This is a genomic window from Aquimarina sp. Aq107, assembly GCF_943733665.1.
Taxonomy (GTDB): domain Bacteria; phylum Bacteroidota; class Bacteroidia; order Flavobacteriales; family Flavobacteriaceae; genus Aquimarina.
Window position 1 is genome coordinate 4,108,011 of record NZ_OX030782.1, and the last position, 16,062, is coordinate 4,124,072.

General features: G+C 33.6%; 8 protein-coding genes. All 8 read right to left on the reverse strand.

Annotated elements, in window-relative coordinates:
* Window positions 1–67: 67 nt before the first annotated feature.
* On the reverse strand, window positions 68–793 hold the full coding sequence (locus NMK29_RS17900) for an energy transducer TonB (RefSeq protein WP_027393450.1): 726 nt from the start codon (window positions 791–793) through the stop codon (window positions 68–70).
* Between the two features lie 153 nt (window positions 794–946).
* Window positions 947–1,339, reverse strand: coding sequence for a VanZ family protein (locus NMK29_RS17905; RefSeq protein WP_159092119.1), 393 nt, complete (start codon window positions 1,337–1,339; stop codon window positions 947–949).
* A complete protein-coding gene (gene gcvH, locus NMK29_RS17910) occupies window positions 1,332–1,712 on the reverse strand; it encodes a glycine cleavage system protein GcvH (protein ID WP_027393449.1) in 381 nt (126 codons plus the stop codon). The genes NMK29_RS17905 and gcvH overlap by 8 nt, the downstream gene beginning before the upstream one ends.
* Window positions 1,713–1,875: 163 nt before the next feature.
* A complete protein-coding gene (gene sprA / locus NMK29_RS17915) occupies window positions 1,876–9,027 on the reverse strand; it encodes a cell surface protein SprA (protein ID WP_234424217.1) in 7,152 nt (2,383 codons plus the stop codon).
* 38 nt (window positions 9,028–9,065) lie between these two features.
* Window positions 9,066–9,647, reverse strand: a complete 582-nt coding sequence (gene ruvA / locus NMK29_RS17920; RefSeq protein WP_091407910.1) for a Holliday junction branch migration protein RuvA — start codon at window positions 9,645–9,647, stop codon at window positions 9,066–9,068.
* A gap of 132 nt (window positions 9,648–9,779) precedes the next feature.
* Window positions 9,780–12,092 carry an NADP-dependent malic enzyme gene (locus NMK29_RS17925; protein WP_108802226.1) on the reverse strand — a complete coding sequence of 771 codons (2,313 nt, stop codon included), beginning with the start codon at window positions 12,090–12,092 and terminating at the stop codon, window positions 9,780–9,782.
* Window positions 12,093–12,231: 139 nt separating this feature from the next.
* Window positions 12,232–14,175: a trehalase family glycosidase gene (locus NMK29_RS17930; RefSeq protein WP_108802227.1), complete on the reverse strand. Its 1,944-nt coding sequence runs from the start codon at window positions 14,173–14,175 to the stop codon at window positions 12,232–12,234.
* A gap of 15 nt (window positions 14,176–14,190) precedes the next feature.
* Window positions 14,191–15,909, reverse strand: coding sequence for a sodium:solute symporter (locus NMK29_RS17935; RefSeq protein ID WP_108802228.1), 1,719 nt, complete (start codon window positions 15,907–15,909; stop codon window positions 14,191–14,193).
* Window positions 15,910–16,062: the final 153 nt, after the last annotated feature.

A 16,062-nucleotide genomic window follows, 5' to 3' on the forward strand; every position in this document is an offset into this window, starting at 1 on the left:
AAAATTTGGCACAAAAAAAACTTTCATTAAACTATAATGAAAGTTTTATATAAAATATATTATTTACTTAATCCTGAACCTGGAAAACAATCGGTAAAGAATACAGTACACCTACTGCTTTACCTCTTTGCTTACCTGGTGTCATTTTAGGTAACATTTTTATAACTCTTTGAGCTTCTTTTTCTAATCTTGGGTGCGGTCCTCTCGCTTGAACACCAACAATCTTACCGGTTCTATCAATTTTAAAACGAACATAAATTCTGTTCACTCCAGAAAGACCTAGTTCACTTCCTAATTCTGTATTAAATTTACGGTTAACAAATTTCTTAACCTTATCACTCATACATTTCTTCTTTGCAGTATTACCAGCTTCTTTTTCACAACCTGGAAAAACTGGTACGTTTTCAATTACAGCAAAAGGAACGTCCGCAATTTCTTCTTCCTCTTCAACATCTTCTACTTCTTCTACCTCAACAATCTCTTCTTCCTGATTAGTTTCCGTAGATTCTATAATAGTTTCCTCTACCTCTTCTTCATCTTCAACAACATCAATAATTTCTGGTGCTGGTGGTGGTGGAGGTGGTGGTGGTGGAGTATTTAAATTTTGAGTAATAGGAACTTCCTCTTCCTCTAATTCATCAAGGTTAACTTGACCTATGTCGATATTACTTCTATCATAGGTTTTCCACTCTATACTTTGCCAAGTGACAAACAAAACTAAAATTAGTCCCAATTGTAAAAACAAGGCACTTTTTTTGGTCAAATCTGCTTTCGGATTTTTCTTCGGTTCCATACTACAATGTTATTATATGATTGCTAAAATAGCTAATTTCTTTTGTAATTTCCAATTAAACGTAAAAATGTAAACCTAAAAATCCATTTTTTAACTTTTAAACACACATCTTATCTACTTCGTAAGACTTGTAAAACGCCATAAAATCAATATTTACGACACTTTCATCCTAAAGCTAACTAATTTATTTTTAAGCACTACCATTACTATTACTGCCAAAATAATGCCAGAAGTATTTGCTAAAACATCATTCCAATCAGAATTTCTGTAGCTTGTTAGTACAGCTTGAAAAAATTCCATTAACAATCCAAACAGGAATCCAAAAACAGCTGATAACCATAAACTCTTTGAAAAACTCATTGGTTGCTTTCTTGAAAAAAAGAAAGGTAAAAACCAAACAATTGCAAATACAAAATATGCTAAAAAGTGTCCGATTTTATCGCCTCCTTCAACCTTAATATCAATTGGAATAAAAACTTTTGCTAAAGATAACCAAGTTATCACACAGGTATACAATACCGCTAGCACAAGCAAATATCTACGCACCGATAAGCTCTTTGTACCCATCAGCAGATAAAAGATCATCTATTTGAGATGCGTCTGCGATTTTAATTTTTACCATCCAACCATCACCATATGGATCATTATTAACCAATTCAGGATCGCTCTCTAAAGTCTCATTGAATTCTGTGATTTCTCCTGTTAATGGTAGAAATAAGTCTGAAACTGTTTTAACAGCTTCTACTGTTCCAAAAACTTCTTCTTGTTCCAGCTCTTCACCAACTGTCTCAACTTCTACATAAACGATATCACCTAATTCACCTTGCGCAAAATCAGTAATTCCTACTGTAGCTATATCTCCATCAATCTTGATCCATTCGTGATCTTTTGTATATTTTAATTCTGAAGGAATATTCATCCGAAATAGTATTTATATGTTGTTATTATTTTGAAGACGAAAATAAATTTATTTTATCAAATTTTAGAAAAACAGCTTTAAAATTTATAAAAATTTAATTATTCACTGATTGAATAGAAAAAAAGCAATAACTCTTTTCTTGTATTCTACAATATATTCCTAATTAGTTCCCAAAATTATACCTTAACGTAAAGCCTCCTCTAATCGTAGTTTGCGGGAAAGCTGTAGAAATTGAATACTTAGAAAAAGTATGATCGTAAAACAATAACGCTGTTAAGTTTTTACTTAATGCGTAATCTGTAGTAAACTTAATACCATATATATCTTGCCCCGCAGTAACTTGCGTATTATCTATATCTAAATATCTAATTATCGTCTCATTCTGACGTAATGATAAATCAGCTCTAAAATTAAGATCACTTTTTAAAGTAGTCTTTTTACCAGCAATCTTAGTAACAAAAGTAAGATCCTGCACCCTATATCCAAGACCTATGATATACTCATTACCCTGAATCTCGGTAAGTAAATTATTATCAAAACTTAACGACAGAGCTCGATCTTTTTTCCATTCGGCAAGAATTTTTATAGAATTTTTCATTTCCATATCTAGCCTAATCAATGGACTAAACTGCTCCGTAAGATTGACATTAGCATATAATTCAGGGTTCTTAAAATTATCTCCTTGATCTAATTCATCTGGATTATTAGGATTGAACTCTAGATTTGTCTGAAATTGATTAATCGTATAATTCGCGCGATATCCGTGCGCCATTGAAAACCTCTTGAAACGTTTTTTAAACCATTTTAAGTTCATCAAACCAGTATATTTAATATCCCAATTAGGCAAAGGAACATCTCGGAATGCCCCTTTCTGAACATTTTGAGGATCTGCTCCTGTATACGCTGCTAGAAATGCAGGCAAAAGAACCGCTTGATTCGTAGGACCTAGACCAACCGGAAAATTATTTCCAGTTCCTGGATCTATTCCTCTTTCCAGCGCTAAACGCCTTGCTATAATGAGCCTATTTTCTCGAAACTTATCGAAAGTTTCTGAGTTAAACTCGTCACTTTTCTTAAACGCAGTCCCAATTAATAGCGTGGAAACAGTATAGTTACCAAAAGTATTACCCGTTAAAGACGAATATGGATTATCTAAATTTATATTCCCATCAAAATTATCCTCTACATCTAAATTAACTCTATAATTCTCCGTATATGTTTCGGAATAATTTCTATTGGCACTAATATCAATCTTAAGATCCTTAAGCAAGTCTACTGAAGCCTGTATATTTAGCTGCCTACCTTCTACTTCACGATATTGTTGGTTAAAATCCTGATACAAAGTCAACCAACCATTTCTTGCAGCTAAATCCCTTATCTCTGCTTGACTACCAAATGTAAAACCAACCGTAGGTTTTAAAGTCCCAACAAATCCTGGTTCCCGAATGTAACCTGGTAAGAAAATCCCGTTATCCTGTTGATAGTTTACATTAACTTTCTTAACCGCAGTCACCAGACCTATTGCAGTATTAAGCACTTTATCTCCTATAGTAAGTTTACTAGATTTCTTTTTAGTTCTTTTCTTGGAATCAGCTAAAGCCGGTTTAGCAGCATCTTTACCATCAGCCTCTTTTGATTGCTTCTTTTTCTTTGCTCTCTTCCTTCCAGGTTTCTTCTTGGTCAACCCTACATATTTATACAATGTCCCCATATCTAAAGAACCATTTACAGTATGAATATTTGCATTCTGTATTGTATTTCCTAAATCGGGTATCCCATCTAAGTTCTTCAAAGCTTCACTTCCTTTAGTCCACTGAAAATCTGCAGAATAAGAATATGTTGTCCTCAAAAATTTTAATAACGGAATTTTGTTAAACGGAATCTCATAATTAACCTGTAACTGTTGACTATGGAAGTTGGGATCACCAACATCAAATAATCCACTCCAAACACCAATGGAATCATCTACAACACCATCATCATCAATAAAATTCTTTACAATTCTATTATTAGCCGAATTAAAACTAAAATTAAGCGATTTTGTCAAATTATAATTAATCCCATATTGCCAATCGAACAAGAAATTACGTTGAGTAAGTGCGGGCAGCCTTAAATCATTTGGACCTAATGTTATGTCCCTAAACACTTGTTCATTAAACTGTCTTGTAATATTAGAGTTAACTGAAATACTAGTCGGCAAAAGATTAAAGTTAAAATCCTTAATTAAATCAAAATACTTACTCCTACCTAAAAACTTTATCTTTTTAAAGGGTTCAACTTCTTTAGGCTGAAAACTAAAATCATACGTTCCACCTAAACGAACACTCTGATCCAAAGAATTTTCTATTTCAAAATCGTGATGATCTGTTTGATTGTATGTTCCCGAAAAAGCTAAATTCTCTACATCATAAGGCATTGGTTTACTATCACCCGTCCTATCCTTTCTAAGCCCAATAACATTAAAGCTTTGTCTTTTTGTATAATTTACAGATTGCCTTCTTATACGTTCTTTTTCTTCAGGATTCGTTTCATTATCTAACCTATCCTGTAACTCTAAATCCAAAAATTCCGGATCATATTGTGGCGTAATAAGCTCTTCTCCCCTACTATAGTTAAAAGGCACTTGTAACCCCCATTTCTTTGGCAAAAGTTGTCCTAAATTCACATTCGTAGTAAGATCATATTGCTTAACATCTTCGATACTACGCTCATTTGGCCCTTGTTCTATACCTCCAAAACCTATTGTACTAATCCTACCAGAAGCACTCACAGTTGCAAAATCAGCAATATTAGCATCCATACTACCAACAGCTGCCCAACCACCGCGATTCTTAAGATCACTTAGACGCATTTCATTAAACCAAACTGAACCAGATTCATTTGTATTACTAGCATTTTTAACACCAACCATCATCACCTGAATGTCTCCAAAATTCGGGTTTCCTTTTATCCCAACTCTTAGATTATTTGGTCCATCGAAAAAGTTAAGATTTGTACTATTTAAAGAACCGTCTCCTATAACTGTTGCTTTTACTTCTTGTAAAAACTCTAAAGGAAGGTTTAGTCTATTAGCCTCCGGCCATACCTCATCAGGAACTCTACTGGATAAATCAGAGACTTGAAGCGGTAATTCTATCTGATAAAAGTTATTTGTAAAATCATTACCCATCCTTACGAAGGCAACTAATTCGTCATTTGTCAATGAAGATTGCCCAGGAAGGTTTTCTGCATGTAAGAATAACTCAAGGTTTTCATATTGACGCATGTCTACATTAAAATTCTTGTAGACACCTCTAGAATCATTGGTTTGTAGATCATTTACTGTTAAAGCTAATGATCTTTCATCTTCTCTTATTGTGGTATTATTGTTTATCAACTCTTCCCTTCTTACTCCAGGAGGAGTTACATAATTAGGAGTTTCTTCTTCACTAACTGAGGTCACTAACACTTCATTATCTCCAAAAATATTTAATCCACTTGTTGGATCATTCGTAACATTTCCAAGCTGAACATATCTTCTATAATCTCCTCGCACAAGATCCAATGTCGCGAATCTTAATATTACCGGTTCATCAAAACCAGTAACGACCATCCTCATAAATCTAATTGATCTAAAATCACTTATATTTCTTGCATTTGTTGGCTCATAAATAGGGACTTTAAAACGAAGCCATCTATACCCATGATTCTGACCATTTAGAATAGTTCTATTTCCTTCTCTAATATCAGTAACATAACCAGTTCCTCCATCAGTACCAACATCCATACCTGGAAAGATTGGTATTTCGTACTCAAAATAACTATCTATGGTATTCATAGTATTATCGCGATTCACATCCTCTGCAGTTGGAAATGTAGTATTACCACGATCTTCATTAGAGACACTAGTTGGCGAGTTTCCTTGTGTACCGTTATAATCATTATAACGCTGCACTATACCTCCTTCTGCTTGCAAAAAATACCTATAATTATCATTTGCCGGATCATTAGGATCGAAACTTGGAAATGAAGCTACTTCTTCAGTATCACTTAACCCATCATATCCCGCATCTTGATTTACTCTCGCTTGCCCTTCTGAATCAAACGCATAAATCAACGATTGATTAATCGGAACTTTACCGAAATCCGTAGGAGAAGTATCAGTATCCGTGCCATCCGCAGGAAGTCCATTTTCATACTGCTTCCTACCATCTTTTAAAACATCCTCACTAATATTACCTAAATTAAAAACAATCGTACCACCAGTTGCATTTGTCAATGGAGCACCTCCACCTCCTGGATCAAAAAATGGATCCATTAACCAAAATTCGATAAACTCAACATTAGATTGTTCAAAATTCGTAGATGTCAATTGACGAGTAATTCCCGCAAAATTATCTTCTGGATTTGGTAACACATTATCCGCAGCAGCAAGATCATTATAATTGTAAGGACCACGTTCTGATGGTCTATAATGAAGATCCAAAGGAAATAAAGATAAGGTTTGTCCCGGTGGCCTATCTGTATCGGGGAAAATTTCATCTAAAAAGACCCTTCTTGCTGGGTTAAATTCCTCATCCTCATCAGAAATACCACTAGGTTTGTCATTAGTATAAAAAATAGGGTCAACCGTATACCAAGACAAATCTGCTCTTCTAAACCCTGATTCAATTCCATCTAGAACTGCATCACTACTTCTAGAATCAAACCCAATTGGTACACTAGAAAGTTCCCAAGACAGAGCAGAGCTCACATCAATTTGTGTCTGCGCTCCTTCAAAATCATCTATATATGTGGTTACTTTTCCACCAAAATCCGCACCTTTTGGAGCCCCTGCTATCAAATACGCACCTTCTGCTCTAACAGAAACATTGGAAGGAACATCTGTATCAATATTAGGTAATTTATTAACCATTCTAGTCAGAAATGGAACTTCAGTAGAATAATTAAGATTAAAACCTAATAAGGTATTATTTATAGGTTCAAAATCGTAACTAGATTTCTGAGTAATAGGTCTTTCATTAAGATTCAAATAAGTTCCACCTATAATAAAGTTATCACTGAACTTATGCTCTATATTAACTCCTGTAAAACGCTTAGTTTGTTGTCCAAACACTGCATTATTCTCTGTAGAAACCTGAATTGGAGTATTAGAAGCCAATAAGGCCTCGTCTAATATATTAACCCTACCTAATTGGTAGTTTACAGTATAATCAACTCCTTCTTGCAACGTTCTTCCTCCAGCAGTAACTGTTACAGATCCCTGTGGAACATTAAATGCTCCTAAAGGTATTCCATCTTGTCCAGAGGATTTATATCTACCTTTTAATTGAAAATATTTATTTTCTGCAGCTTGCTGATCTGCTATTACTTTTGTCTCGGTATACAGTTCCCGAAATACATATTTACTCTGATTTTCATTATAATTCAATGGATTAGTATAATCAGCAGGATTAGTAATTCCATCGTTGTCTAACTTATTAAAAAGATGTTGTCCAAAAGGTTCTACAGTAGTAAAAATTACTCTTCCGTTTTCCGGATCAATCGTTAGTCCGGGAACATAATCAAAAAAACCATCTCCCGATCCATCAGCTCCTTGTACAGGGTCATTATTAGGATTTAACCTATCCATATTAAAAACACTCAATAGCCTGGTATCTGCAACATCATCTGGAAGTACTGTTGTCGATCCTTCTGCCTGTGTAATATAATTAACTGGAGACGGATTAGTGTACACTATATTTAACCTAAAATCTTCCGCATTCAATCTAAACGCTCCCGTGCTATAGATGTTTTTCATCATCAGATCCCAAATAGGAAGATCTACATTGGTAATAGGACTTTTTAGCATTTTTACTACCAAACTATTACTAGAACCTGCTTCGATACCTGTACCTGAATCATCTCCAATAGTAGCATCCACTCCATCATTGGCGAATTCTCCTACTTGAAATACTTCTCCTCCAACAGTATATTGAAATGCAACCGCCAGAACTTCGTCATTATTTAATTTTTGATTTAAGGATATATACCCCAACTGCGTATTTAACGTATACTCACTTTGATTTAATTGCCTAGCATTCTCCAAAACCGCATAATCAAACCCTTCATTAAATCCTGTGATCGCACCTGTAAACCCTTGCTGTACAGTTGGTATTTGACGAATCGCATCCGTAATTGGTCCTCCAGGGCCTATTGCAGAAGGATCTAAATCATTATTTCCATTATCAGGAAAAGATCCTGCTGGCTGATTAAACAAAGAAACTGGTATTGTAAAATTACCTGCATCTGGAGATTCTCCTAAGTCCTGAATTGCAACAATATTTCTTGCATCGGTTAGCGTTTGTGCACTAGTAGCCCTATTCGTTAACCAAACTTCTATCCTAGTAATCTGAATATTATTATTTATAAAAGGATAGTTAGTTAAAGCTTCATCATAAGTATCTCTAAAATAATGAGATAAAAAGTAATGCCTATTATCATCATATTCTAAAGCAAAAATTTCAAAATCTTCCACAGTTCCTCCACCTTGAACATTTACAGATCTTGTTTCTGATCTTTGTTCGGAATATACAGCAGTAACACTAGTTCTACCAAACTGCAATCCAAGTTTTGCTCCAAAAAGACTCTGAGACCCTTGAATTAATGAGTTATTAATTGGCATTGTAACATTACCAATTTCGATACTTCTTATAATATCATCTTCCGTAGGAGTATATTCTAGCTTTATTTGATTTTGGAAATCAAAGGTTGATTCTGTATCGTAATTTGCAGTAATCTGCAATCTTTTCCCAACCTTACCTAACAAACTAAGACTGATTCTTTGATCAAAATCAAAGGTGAAATTACTTCTGTTTCTTGGAGAAAATGCCGGATTATCCTGTTTTGTATATAAAATACCCAAATCCATTTCCACAGATCCTTGAGGTATTATTTCAATTTCATTTCCACCAAAAATCGACTCAAAAAAGTTTGAGTTTACATAAAAAATTGGGAGAAGGTTTTTACGTTTCTCTTCGCTTCCGTCTGTTTTTCCACTAAAAGCGCTTATTTTTTCTTTAAAATAATCTCTTCTTTGTTCTTGTTCAACTAGAGCTTCAAATTCTTCTGGAGTAAGAAATAAAGGATACCTAACATTAAACGACCCTAACATTTCACGATATATATAGCGATTTGTTATTGGATCATACTCATACTTGGCAACTATACTATTAGGATCTGGTAAAGAAATTTCTCCTAAAGAAAATGTAGTACTTGTGGAGTCTCGTACCGTTTCATTCTCTTGACCAAAAAGTACTCCCCCATATAGTACGATTAAACAAACTAGTCTTTTCAAAAATTTAAAATATAAGGAATGTAATGAACTCAATGTTTTTATAAATTTTTTAGTGCTTGTTTAATAATATTTTCAACTGTTTCGTCGGGGCTAACCTTAAGAATTTTATCAACAACTTTTTCTGATTGTTTTCTATTAAATCCAAGGGTTTCTAATGCAGATAACGCTTCATCTTTATTAGTATTGTTTTGGGATACAGAAAGTTCATCAATATTATAAACTTTAAGAATTTTATCTTTTAGATCAATAATTACACGTTGGGCTGTTTTCGCTCCAATTCCTTTTATAGATTGTATAGTCGCTACATCATTAGATGCTATAGCATCTTTTATCTGATCCGGATGTAAAGAAGAAAGCATAGTTCTTGCGGTACTTGCCCCAATTCCGGAAACAGAAATCAAAAGTCTAAAAATCTCACGTTCTGATTTTTCTGCAAAACCAAACAATGTATGGGAATCCTCTTTTACCTGTAAATGTGTATATAATTGTAAAACTTCCTGATCTGGAATTAATGAGAATGTATGTAACGAAACATGTAAAAGATATCCGACACCATTACAATCTATTACTACGTCTGTTGGATTTTTTTCTACAAGTCGCCCCTTGATTTGTGTAATCATTAGTCAAATGAGTGTTAAGCATCCAAAAGTAAGAAAATTATCCTACAATATGGTTTAAAAAAATAAGCTCCAAAAACTTATATTTTTTGAAGCTTATTTTACTATTAAAATTTTGTAAGTATCACTTAACAACTACACATCACTCGACGTAAGTGAAAACATCTCTTTTTCCCTTTTTTCTTTTTCTTGTGCATCTATAACTGCCACCGCAGCTACGTTAACCATCTCTTCTACACTAGCACCTAACTGAAGTATATGAACTGGTTTTTTCATCCCCATCATTATCGGTCCTATAGATTCTGAGTTATTTAATTCTTTCAGCATTTTATATGTACTGTTAGCAGAATCTAAATTAGGAAATACTAAAGTATTCACTTTACGACCATTAAGCTTCGAGAAAGGAAATTTATCTTTTCGCATATCTCGATTTAAAGCAAAATCCATTTGTAATTCTCCATCCACAACTAGGTTAGGATAATAACGATGTAAGTATGAAACTGCGTCTTTTACTTTAGAAGCATTAGGATGTTTTGAGGATCCAAAATTAGCATAGGATATCATTGCAATAACTGGATCAACACCGAACATCTCTACTGTTCTTGCAGTCATTTGAGCTATCTTTGCTAACTCTTTAGAAGTAGGGTCAATATTAATAGAAGTATCGCTAATAAATAATGGCCCCTTATTGGTCATCATTACATTCATGGTAGCGATCCTAGTAGCCCCTTTTGCCAAACCGATAAGTTCTAATATTGGTTTTAGTACTGTTGGATAACTTCGAGAATAACCTGATAATAAAGCATCTGCATCGCCTTCATTAACCATCATCGCAGCAAAATAATTACGCTCTCTCATTAATCTTTGAGCTCCATAAAGAGTTATTCCTTTTCGGCTATTATCTTGCCAATATTTCTGAGCATACCTGTTTTTTCTATCAATTTCTTCATCCGCCTTAGGATCGATAATGGTAACTCCTGCAGGATCGAAATCAAGCTCCTTCATTAACTCTGCAATAATATCTTTACGACCTAATAATATTGGAAAAGCAATTCCTTCTTCCTTTACTGTTTGTGCTGCCTTTAAAACATCTAAATGATCTCCTTCTGCAAAAACCACTCTTTTGGGACTCAGCTTAGCACGATCCATTAACAATCTCACCAATTTATTATCATTCCCCATTCGCTCCAAGAGCTCACTTTCGTACTTATCCCAATCCTCAATCGGTTCTGTAGCTATGCCGCTTTCTATTGCAGCTTTAGCAACTGCCGGAGGAACTTTGGCTATCAACCTAGGATCAAAAGGTTTTGGGATAATATAATCTCTACCAAAATTAAGTCTAGTTTCTCCGTATGCTATATTTACTTGCTCAGGTACTGGCTCTTTAGCCAAATCTGCCAACGCTTTTACAGCTGCCATTTTCATTTCTTCATTGATACCAGTTGCCCTTACATCTAATGCTCCTCTAAATATAAATGGAAAACCAAGAACATTATTTACCTGATTAGGATGGTCACTTCTTCCAGTAGCCATAATAATATCCTTACGGGTTTGCACAGCTAAATCATATCTTATTTCTGGATCAGGGTTTGCCATGGCAAATACAATAGGATCATTAGTCATTGATAACAACATTTCTGGATCCACCAAATTAGCCATTGATAGACCTATAAACACATCAGCATCTTTCATTGCATCTGCAAGAGTGTCAAGATTTCTATCTGTTGCAAATTCTGCTTTTTCAGGAGTTAAGTTATCTCGATCTTTACGAATTACACCTTTACTATCGGTCATTACTATATTTTCAGCTTTTGCTCCAAAAGCTTTATATAGTCTTGTACAAGAAACTGCTGCAGCTCCAGCTCCACTAACTACTATTTTAACTTTACCAATATCCTTTCCAGCAATTTCTAGTGCATTTAACAAGGCTGCCGCAGAAATAATAGCTGTACCATGTTGGTCATCGTGCATTACCGGAATATCTAGTTCTTCTTTAAGACGCCTCTCTATTTCAAAAGCTTCTGGAGCTTTAATATCTTCTAGATTAATTCCTCCAAAAGTAGGTGCTATATTTTTTACTGTTTCAATAAATGCATCTACATCTTTTGTATCAACTTCAATATCAAACACATCAATATCTGCAAAAATTTTAAACAACAACCCCTTTCCTTCCATAACAGGCTTAGAAGCTTCTGGACCAATATCACCTAGTCCTAAAACAGCAGTACCATTAGATATTACCGCTACTAGATTTCCTTTTGCAGTATACTTATATACATTTGCTGTATCTTTTTCAATTTCTAAGCAAGGTTCCGCTACACCAGGAGAATATGCCAAAGACAAATCTCTTTGAGTTGCATATTTTTTTGTAGGTACTACTTTAATTTTACCAGGAGTAGGTTTCGCATGATAAATTAGTGCTTCTCTTCGTTTACTTTCGATACTCATATTATATCAATAAAATTGTGTGCTATACAAAGGTACAAGTCTATGCGAGATGCAAAAGACAAAACTAGGTAATCTTTAAAAAAATTAAGGTTTCAGAAAACTTAATAGTTTTTTATGAATTATATTGTAGATTATATAATTATTTACCTCTTTTACTAAATATATCATCAGGATCTACCAACTGATTTAATTGAGATTTTAGTTTTTCATCTAAAATATTTAACCCTAACTGATAAGATGCGTTCATCCATCCAAATCCACTTGGAGTTATATAATCAAATTCTGTCCCAACATTACCATATTCTGCATATACTTTATGGGTGCATTTTACTACATCATACTTTTCTGGGATAGTTCCATTATAATTAACTGCGTTTTTTGTTATCATCCATAACCAGCGATAAACCAGTTCTTGAGCTTCTTTTTCGTAACCGTAATTAATAAGACCTCTCCATATCATCATCTGATGCGGTGCCCAACCATTAGGATAATCCCATTGACGCTGTGGTGCGTTAGGATCTTCTTTATTCGTGATATCTGTAGTTGCCGCAACACCGCCTTTCTGAACTAAATTATTAAACAAATTTTCTACCAAAGAAGCAGCCTGATCTTTACTACTTAATCCCGCCCAAAGGGGATAATAATTAGTTGCTGATTCTATTTTTTGAGGTGTTTTAGAAACAAAATTATAATCATAATACGTCTTCTTTTTTTCATCCCACAACAGATCATCCATTATCTTTTTTCTTTTCTCTGCTTTTTCTAACCAAAAGTCCGATGAAAATTCTTTAGAATCAATAATAAACTTATCCTGAAATGCTTCTCTTATCAAATATGCTATATCCTGTTCGTATTTATACAAAAGACTATTAATTCCTACAGTATTTAAATGCACACACACATCATCTAATCTATTGGAAGTATCATGTCCGCTTTCTCTCATTGATCTATCATGGGTAAAATACAAATCAAGTTCTTCATCTATAATTTCTCCTGAACCATATTTCTCTACAAACTCATCTAAATTAAGCTTATGTTTTGCTGCATACTTATTTAATATAAAATCAAAATGTCCTTTTTCTGTTTCTGGAGGAACTCCAATTCCCTCTCCATAGAAACGACTTAACCCAGTACTTGTTAAACGAACATCTTTTTCTGACCAAACAGTTTCATATTCTTTAATCACCATTTTTAGATTATCTGACAACCAGTTTCTTGATACGTTTGGATTCTTCTGATATATTTCTCTTACTAAAGAACTAAAAAATGGAGGTTGTGTTCTGGTAAGGTAATAACTTCTATTAGCGTTAAGGATTTTACCATAATGTTCAATCTGATACCCAAAATTATCCGCCATAGACATGGCTAAATCTTCTCGACCATCAATTAATAATCCAACAGACTCAAAATAGCTATCCCAGCCATACATTTCATTAAATCTTCCTCCAGGAACTACGAAAGGTTTTGCTTTATAATTTCCGCTTTCATCTATCTTATGCGCTAGATTTAATATTCCAGAAACTTTATTTAATGTTTTTACATATGACGGAGTAATATTCTCTGGTAGCGTTATAACTTTTAATTTTGGAATATCTGATTTTATAGTTTCGAAATAAGTAATTGCTTCTTGATCATTAAATGGTACATACAGCCTAAAAGTATCAGTCTCTGATTTAGTATCTTCTAAAACTTTTGCTAATCCTTTTTTATCAACTGATCTTGTTAGATTATCCCAGTATCTAGTCTTAATTAATCTTGAAATTCGATTACTTGGAGATTCTATAATTCGATCCAAAGAAATAGTATCGTTCTGATCTGCAATAGCCAACTCCTGAAGCAAATTAGACAAATGATAAGTCCCCTTTATCAAATTTACTTCTCCATATGAATCAATAAATTCGAATTGTTTAGGCCCTTTATCATCAATTGTTATTTTCTTATCACCATCTGTATCTTCTTGCAGAATCAACTTTTCAAGTGTTTGTTGATGACCTAAATATTCAATTTTCTTATCATTATTACAATTAAAAAGGAATACCGAAAGTAAACACGTTGTTAGAACTCTAAACCTAAAATTTCGCATATTTAATTATTTAATTTACCAGAAAAAACCAACTACAAGAGCTGTTATTACCAAAAGTATTACAGATAAAATTCTATAATTTTTATACCAAGATAAGCCTATTAGTTCTTTAGATTCTTCTTTGAACATTTCCTTTTTATAAGTATACTCCTTTATTTGCTCTTCTGATTGTGGATTTGTCATCAAACTTACAATCATATGAAGAATAATACATATGACAAATAACCAAGTAGCTTTTGCTAAGAAATGTAATTCATTAATAACAGGTATCCAATCAAAAGTTTGCGATAAAATCATAAACACAGCTAAAGAAAAACCTGTTAATAAACTTACGATTGAACCGTTTCCATTAGCCCGTTTCCAGAAAAGACCTAAAACAAAAGTAGAAACTGCTGGAGGACACGTATAAGCAATCACTAACTGCAAATACGTCCACAAAGAATCGCTTACACTTTCGATAAATGGAACCCAAGAAATAGCCAAGACTACTAAAATAACTGTCGTAATTTGTCCTACTCTCACTAATTGTTTACTGGTAAGTTCAGGTTTTAGCTGCTTAACAAAATCCATAGTAACCAAAGTTGACGCAGAATTAAATGTCGCAGAAACAGATGACATCATTGCTGCCATTAGTCCTGCTACTACCAAACCTAACACTCCCACTGGTAATAATTGAAATAATAAAACAGGATAGGTAAGATTTGGACAATCAGAAAGATTGTTACAAATAGTTCCATCGGTTAATGTATAGTTTAAACTAGTAATATCTAAATTACTAAATAGTAGTAATGCTAATACACCCGGAACTACCATGATAAAAATCACTGGTAATTTTAGAAATCCTGCAAACAATGCTCCCCAACGACCATGATTAAGATCTTTTGCTCCTAAAACACGTTGCACCATAAATTGATTATTTGCCCAAAAATAAAACCCCAATAAAGGGACTCCTGTTAACAATCCCCACCAAGGCATAAACTCATCATTACTAGGTCTAACTAAACTAAATACTTCATCAGAATTGACCGGTATATATTTTCCTTCTTCTAAGCGAGTTCCAAAATTAACATCTCCTGCAGCTAACATAGTATCTAATTTTGCCATCATTCCTGACCATCCTCCTCCTAATTGATCAAAAGCAAAATATGTTAACAGACAAGATCCAATTATAAGTAATATTGCCTGAATAACCTCTGTCTGAATAACTGAATTCAATCCGCCTGGAATAGTATAAGCTGCAGCCGCCACTGCCAAAATAACCAGGATTAATGTAGAATCCATGGATGGAAACAATAGTGTTAATACGATTTTACCCACATAAAGCCCCGCTGCAGTATCCACTAAAATATTACCGACTACAGTAATAAATGAAAAATAGTAACGAGATCTCTTATCATATCTTCGTTCTAAAAATTCAGGCATGGTATACACTCCAGATCTCAAATAGAAAGGAAGAAAAAATATTGCGAAAAAAATCAGAACAACAACTGCATACCATTCGTAATTATAAACATTAATATTTGTCTGGTATGCATCAGACGCAAGTCCAACTAAGGTAGAACTAGAAATATTTGCAGAAAACAATGCAATACCTACAATGGGCCAAGTCATTGTTCTTCCACCTAAAAAATAATCTTCTGAACTTCCCCTTTTTGATTTTGATATTCCATAAATAATAATTCCGATGAGATACACTACAATTACTGTAATGTCGATATAAGATAATTCATTCATGTGTGAAATGTTTAGTACTTGATACTATATTAGAATCTTAACTTAAACAATAAAATAAGTTAAAATTAGTCAATATTTTAGCTAAAAATCTAATGAATATACAAGTTTCTCTAAAAATTATTAACGTTTTAATACCAAAAACAGACAAAACAA

Bases quoted from the DNA above. Each gene is read 5' to 3' on its own strand.
- NMK29_RS17900 (WP_027393450.1), bottom strand. From the start codon at position 793: ATGGAACCGAAGAAAAATCCGAAAGCAGATTTGACCAAAAAAAGTGCC.
- gcvH (WP_027393449.1), bottom strand. From the start codon at position 1,712: ATGAATATTCCTTCAGAATTAAAATATACAAAAGATCACGAATGGATC.
- ruvA (WP_091407910.1), bottom strand. From the start codon at position 9,647: ATGATTACACAAATCAAGGGGCGACTTGTAGAAAAAAATCCAACAGAC.
- NMK29_RS17925 (WP_108802226.1), bottom strand. From the start codon at position 12,092: ATGAGTATCGAAAGTAAACGAAGAGAAGCACTAATTTATCATGCGAAA.
- NMK29_RS17930 (WP_108802227.1), bottom strand. From the start codon at position 14,175: ATGCGAAATTTTAGGTTTAGAGTTCTAACAACGTGTTTACTTTCGGTA.
- NMK29_RS17935 (WP_108802228.1), bottom strand. From the start codon at position 15,909: ATGAATGAATTATCTTATATCGACATTACAGTAATTGTAGTGTATCTC.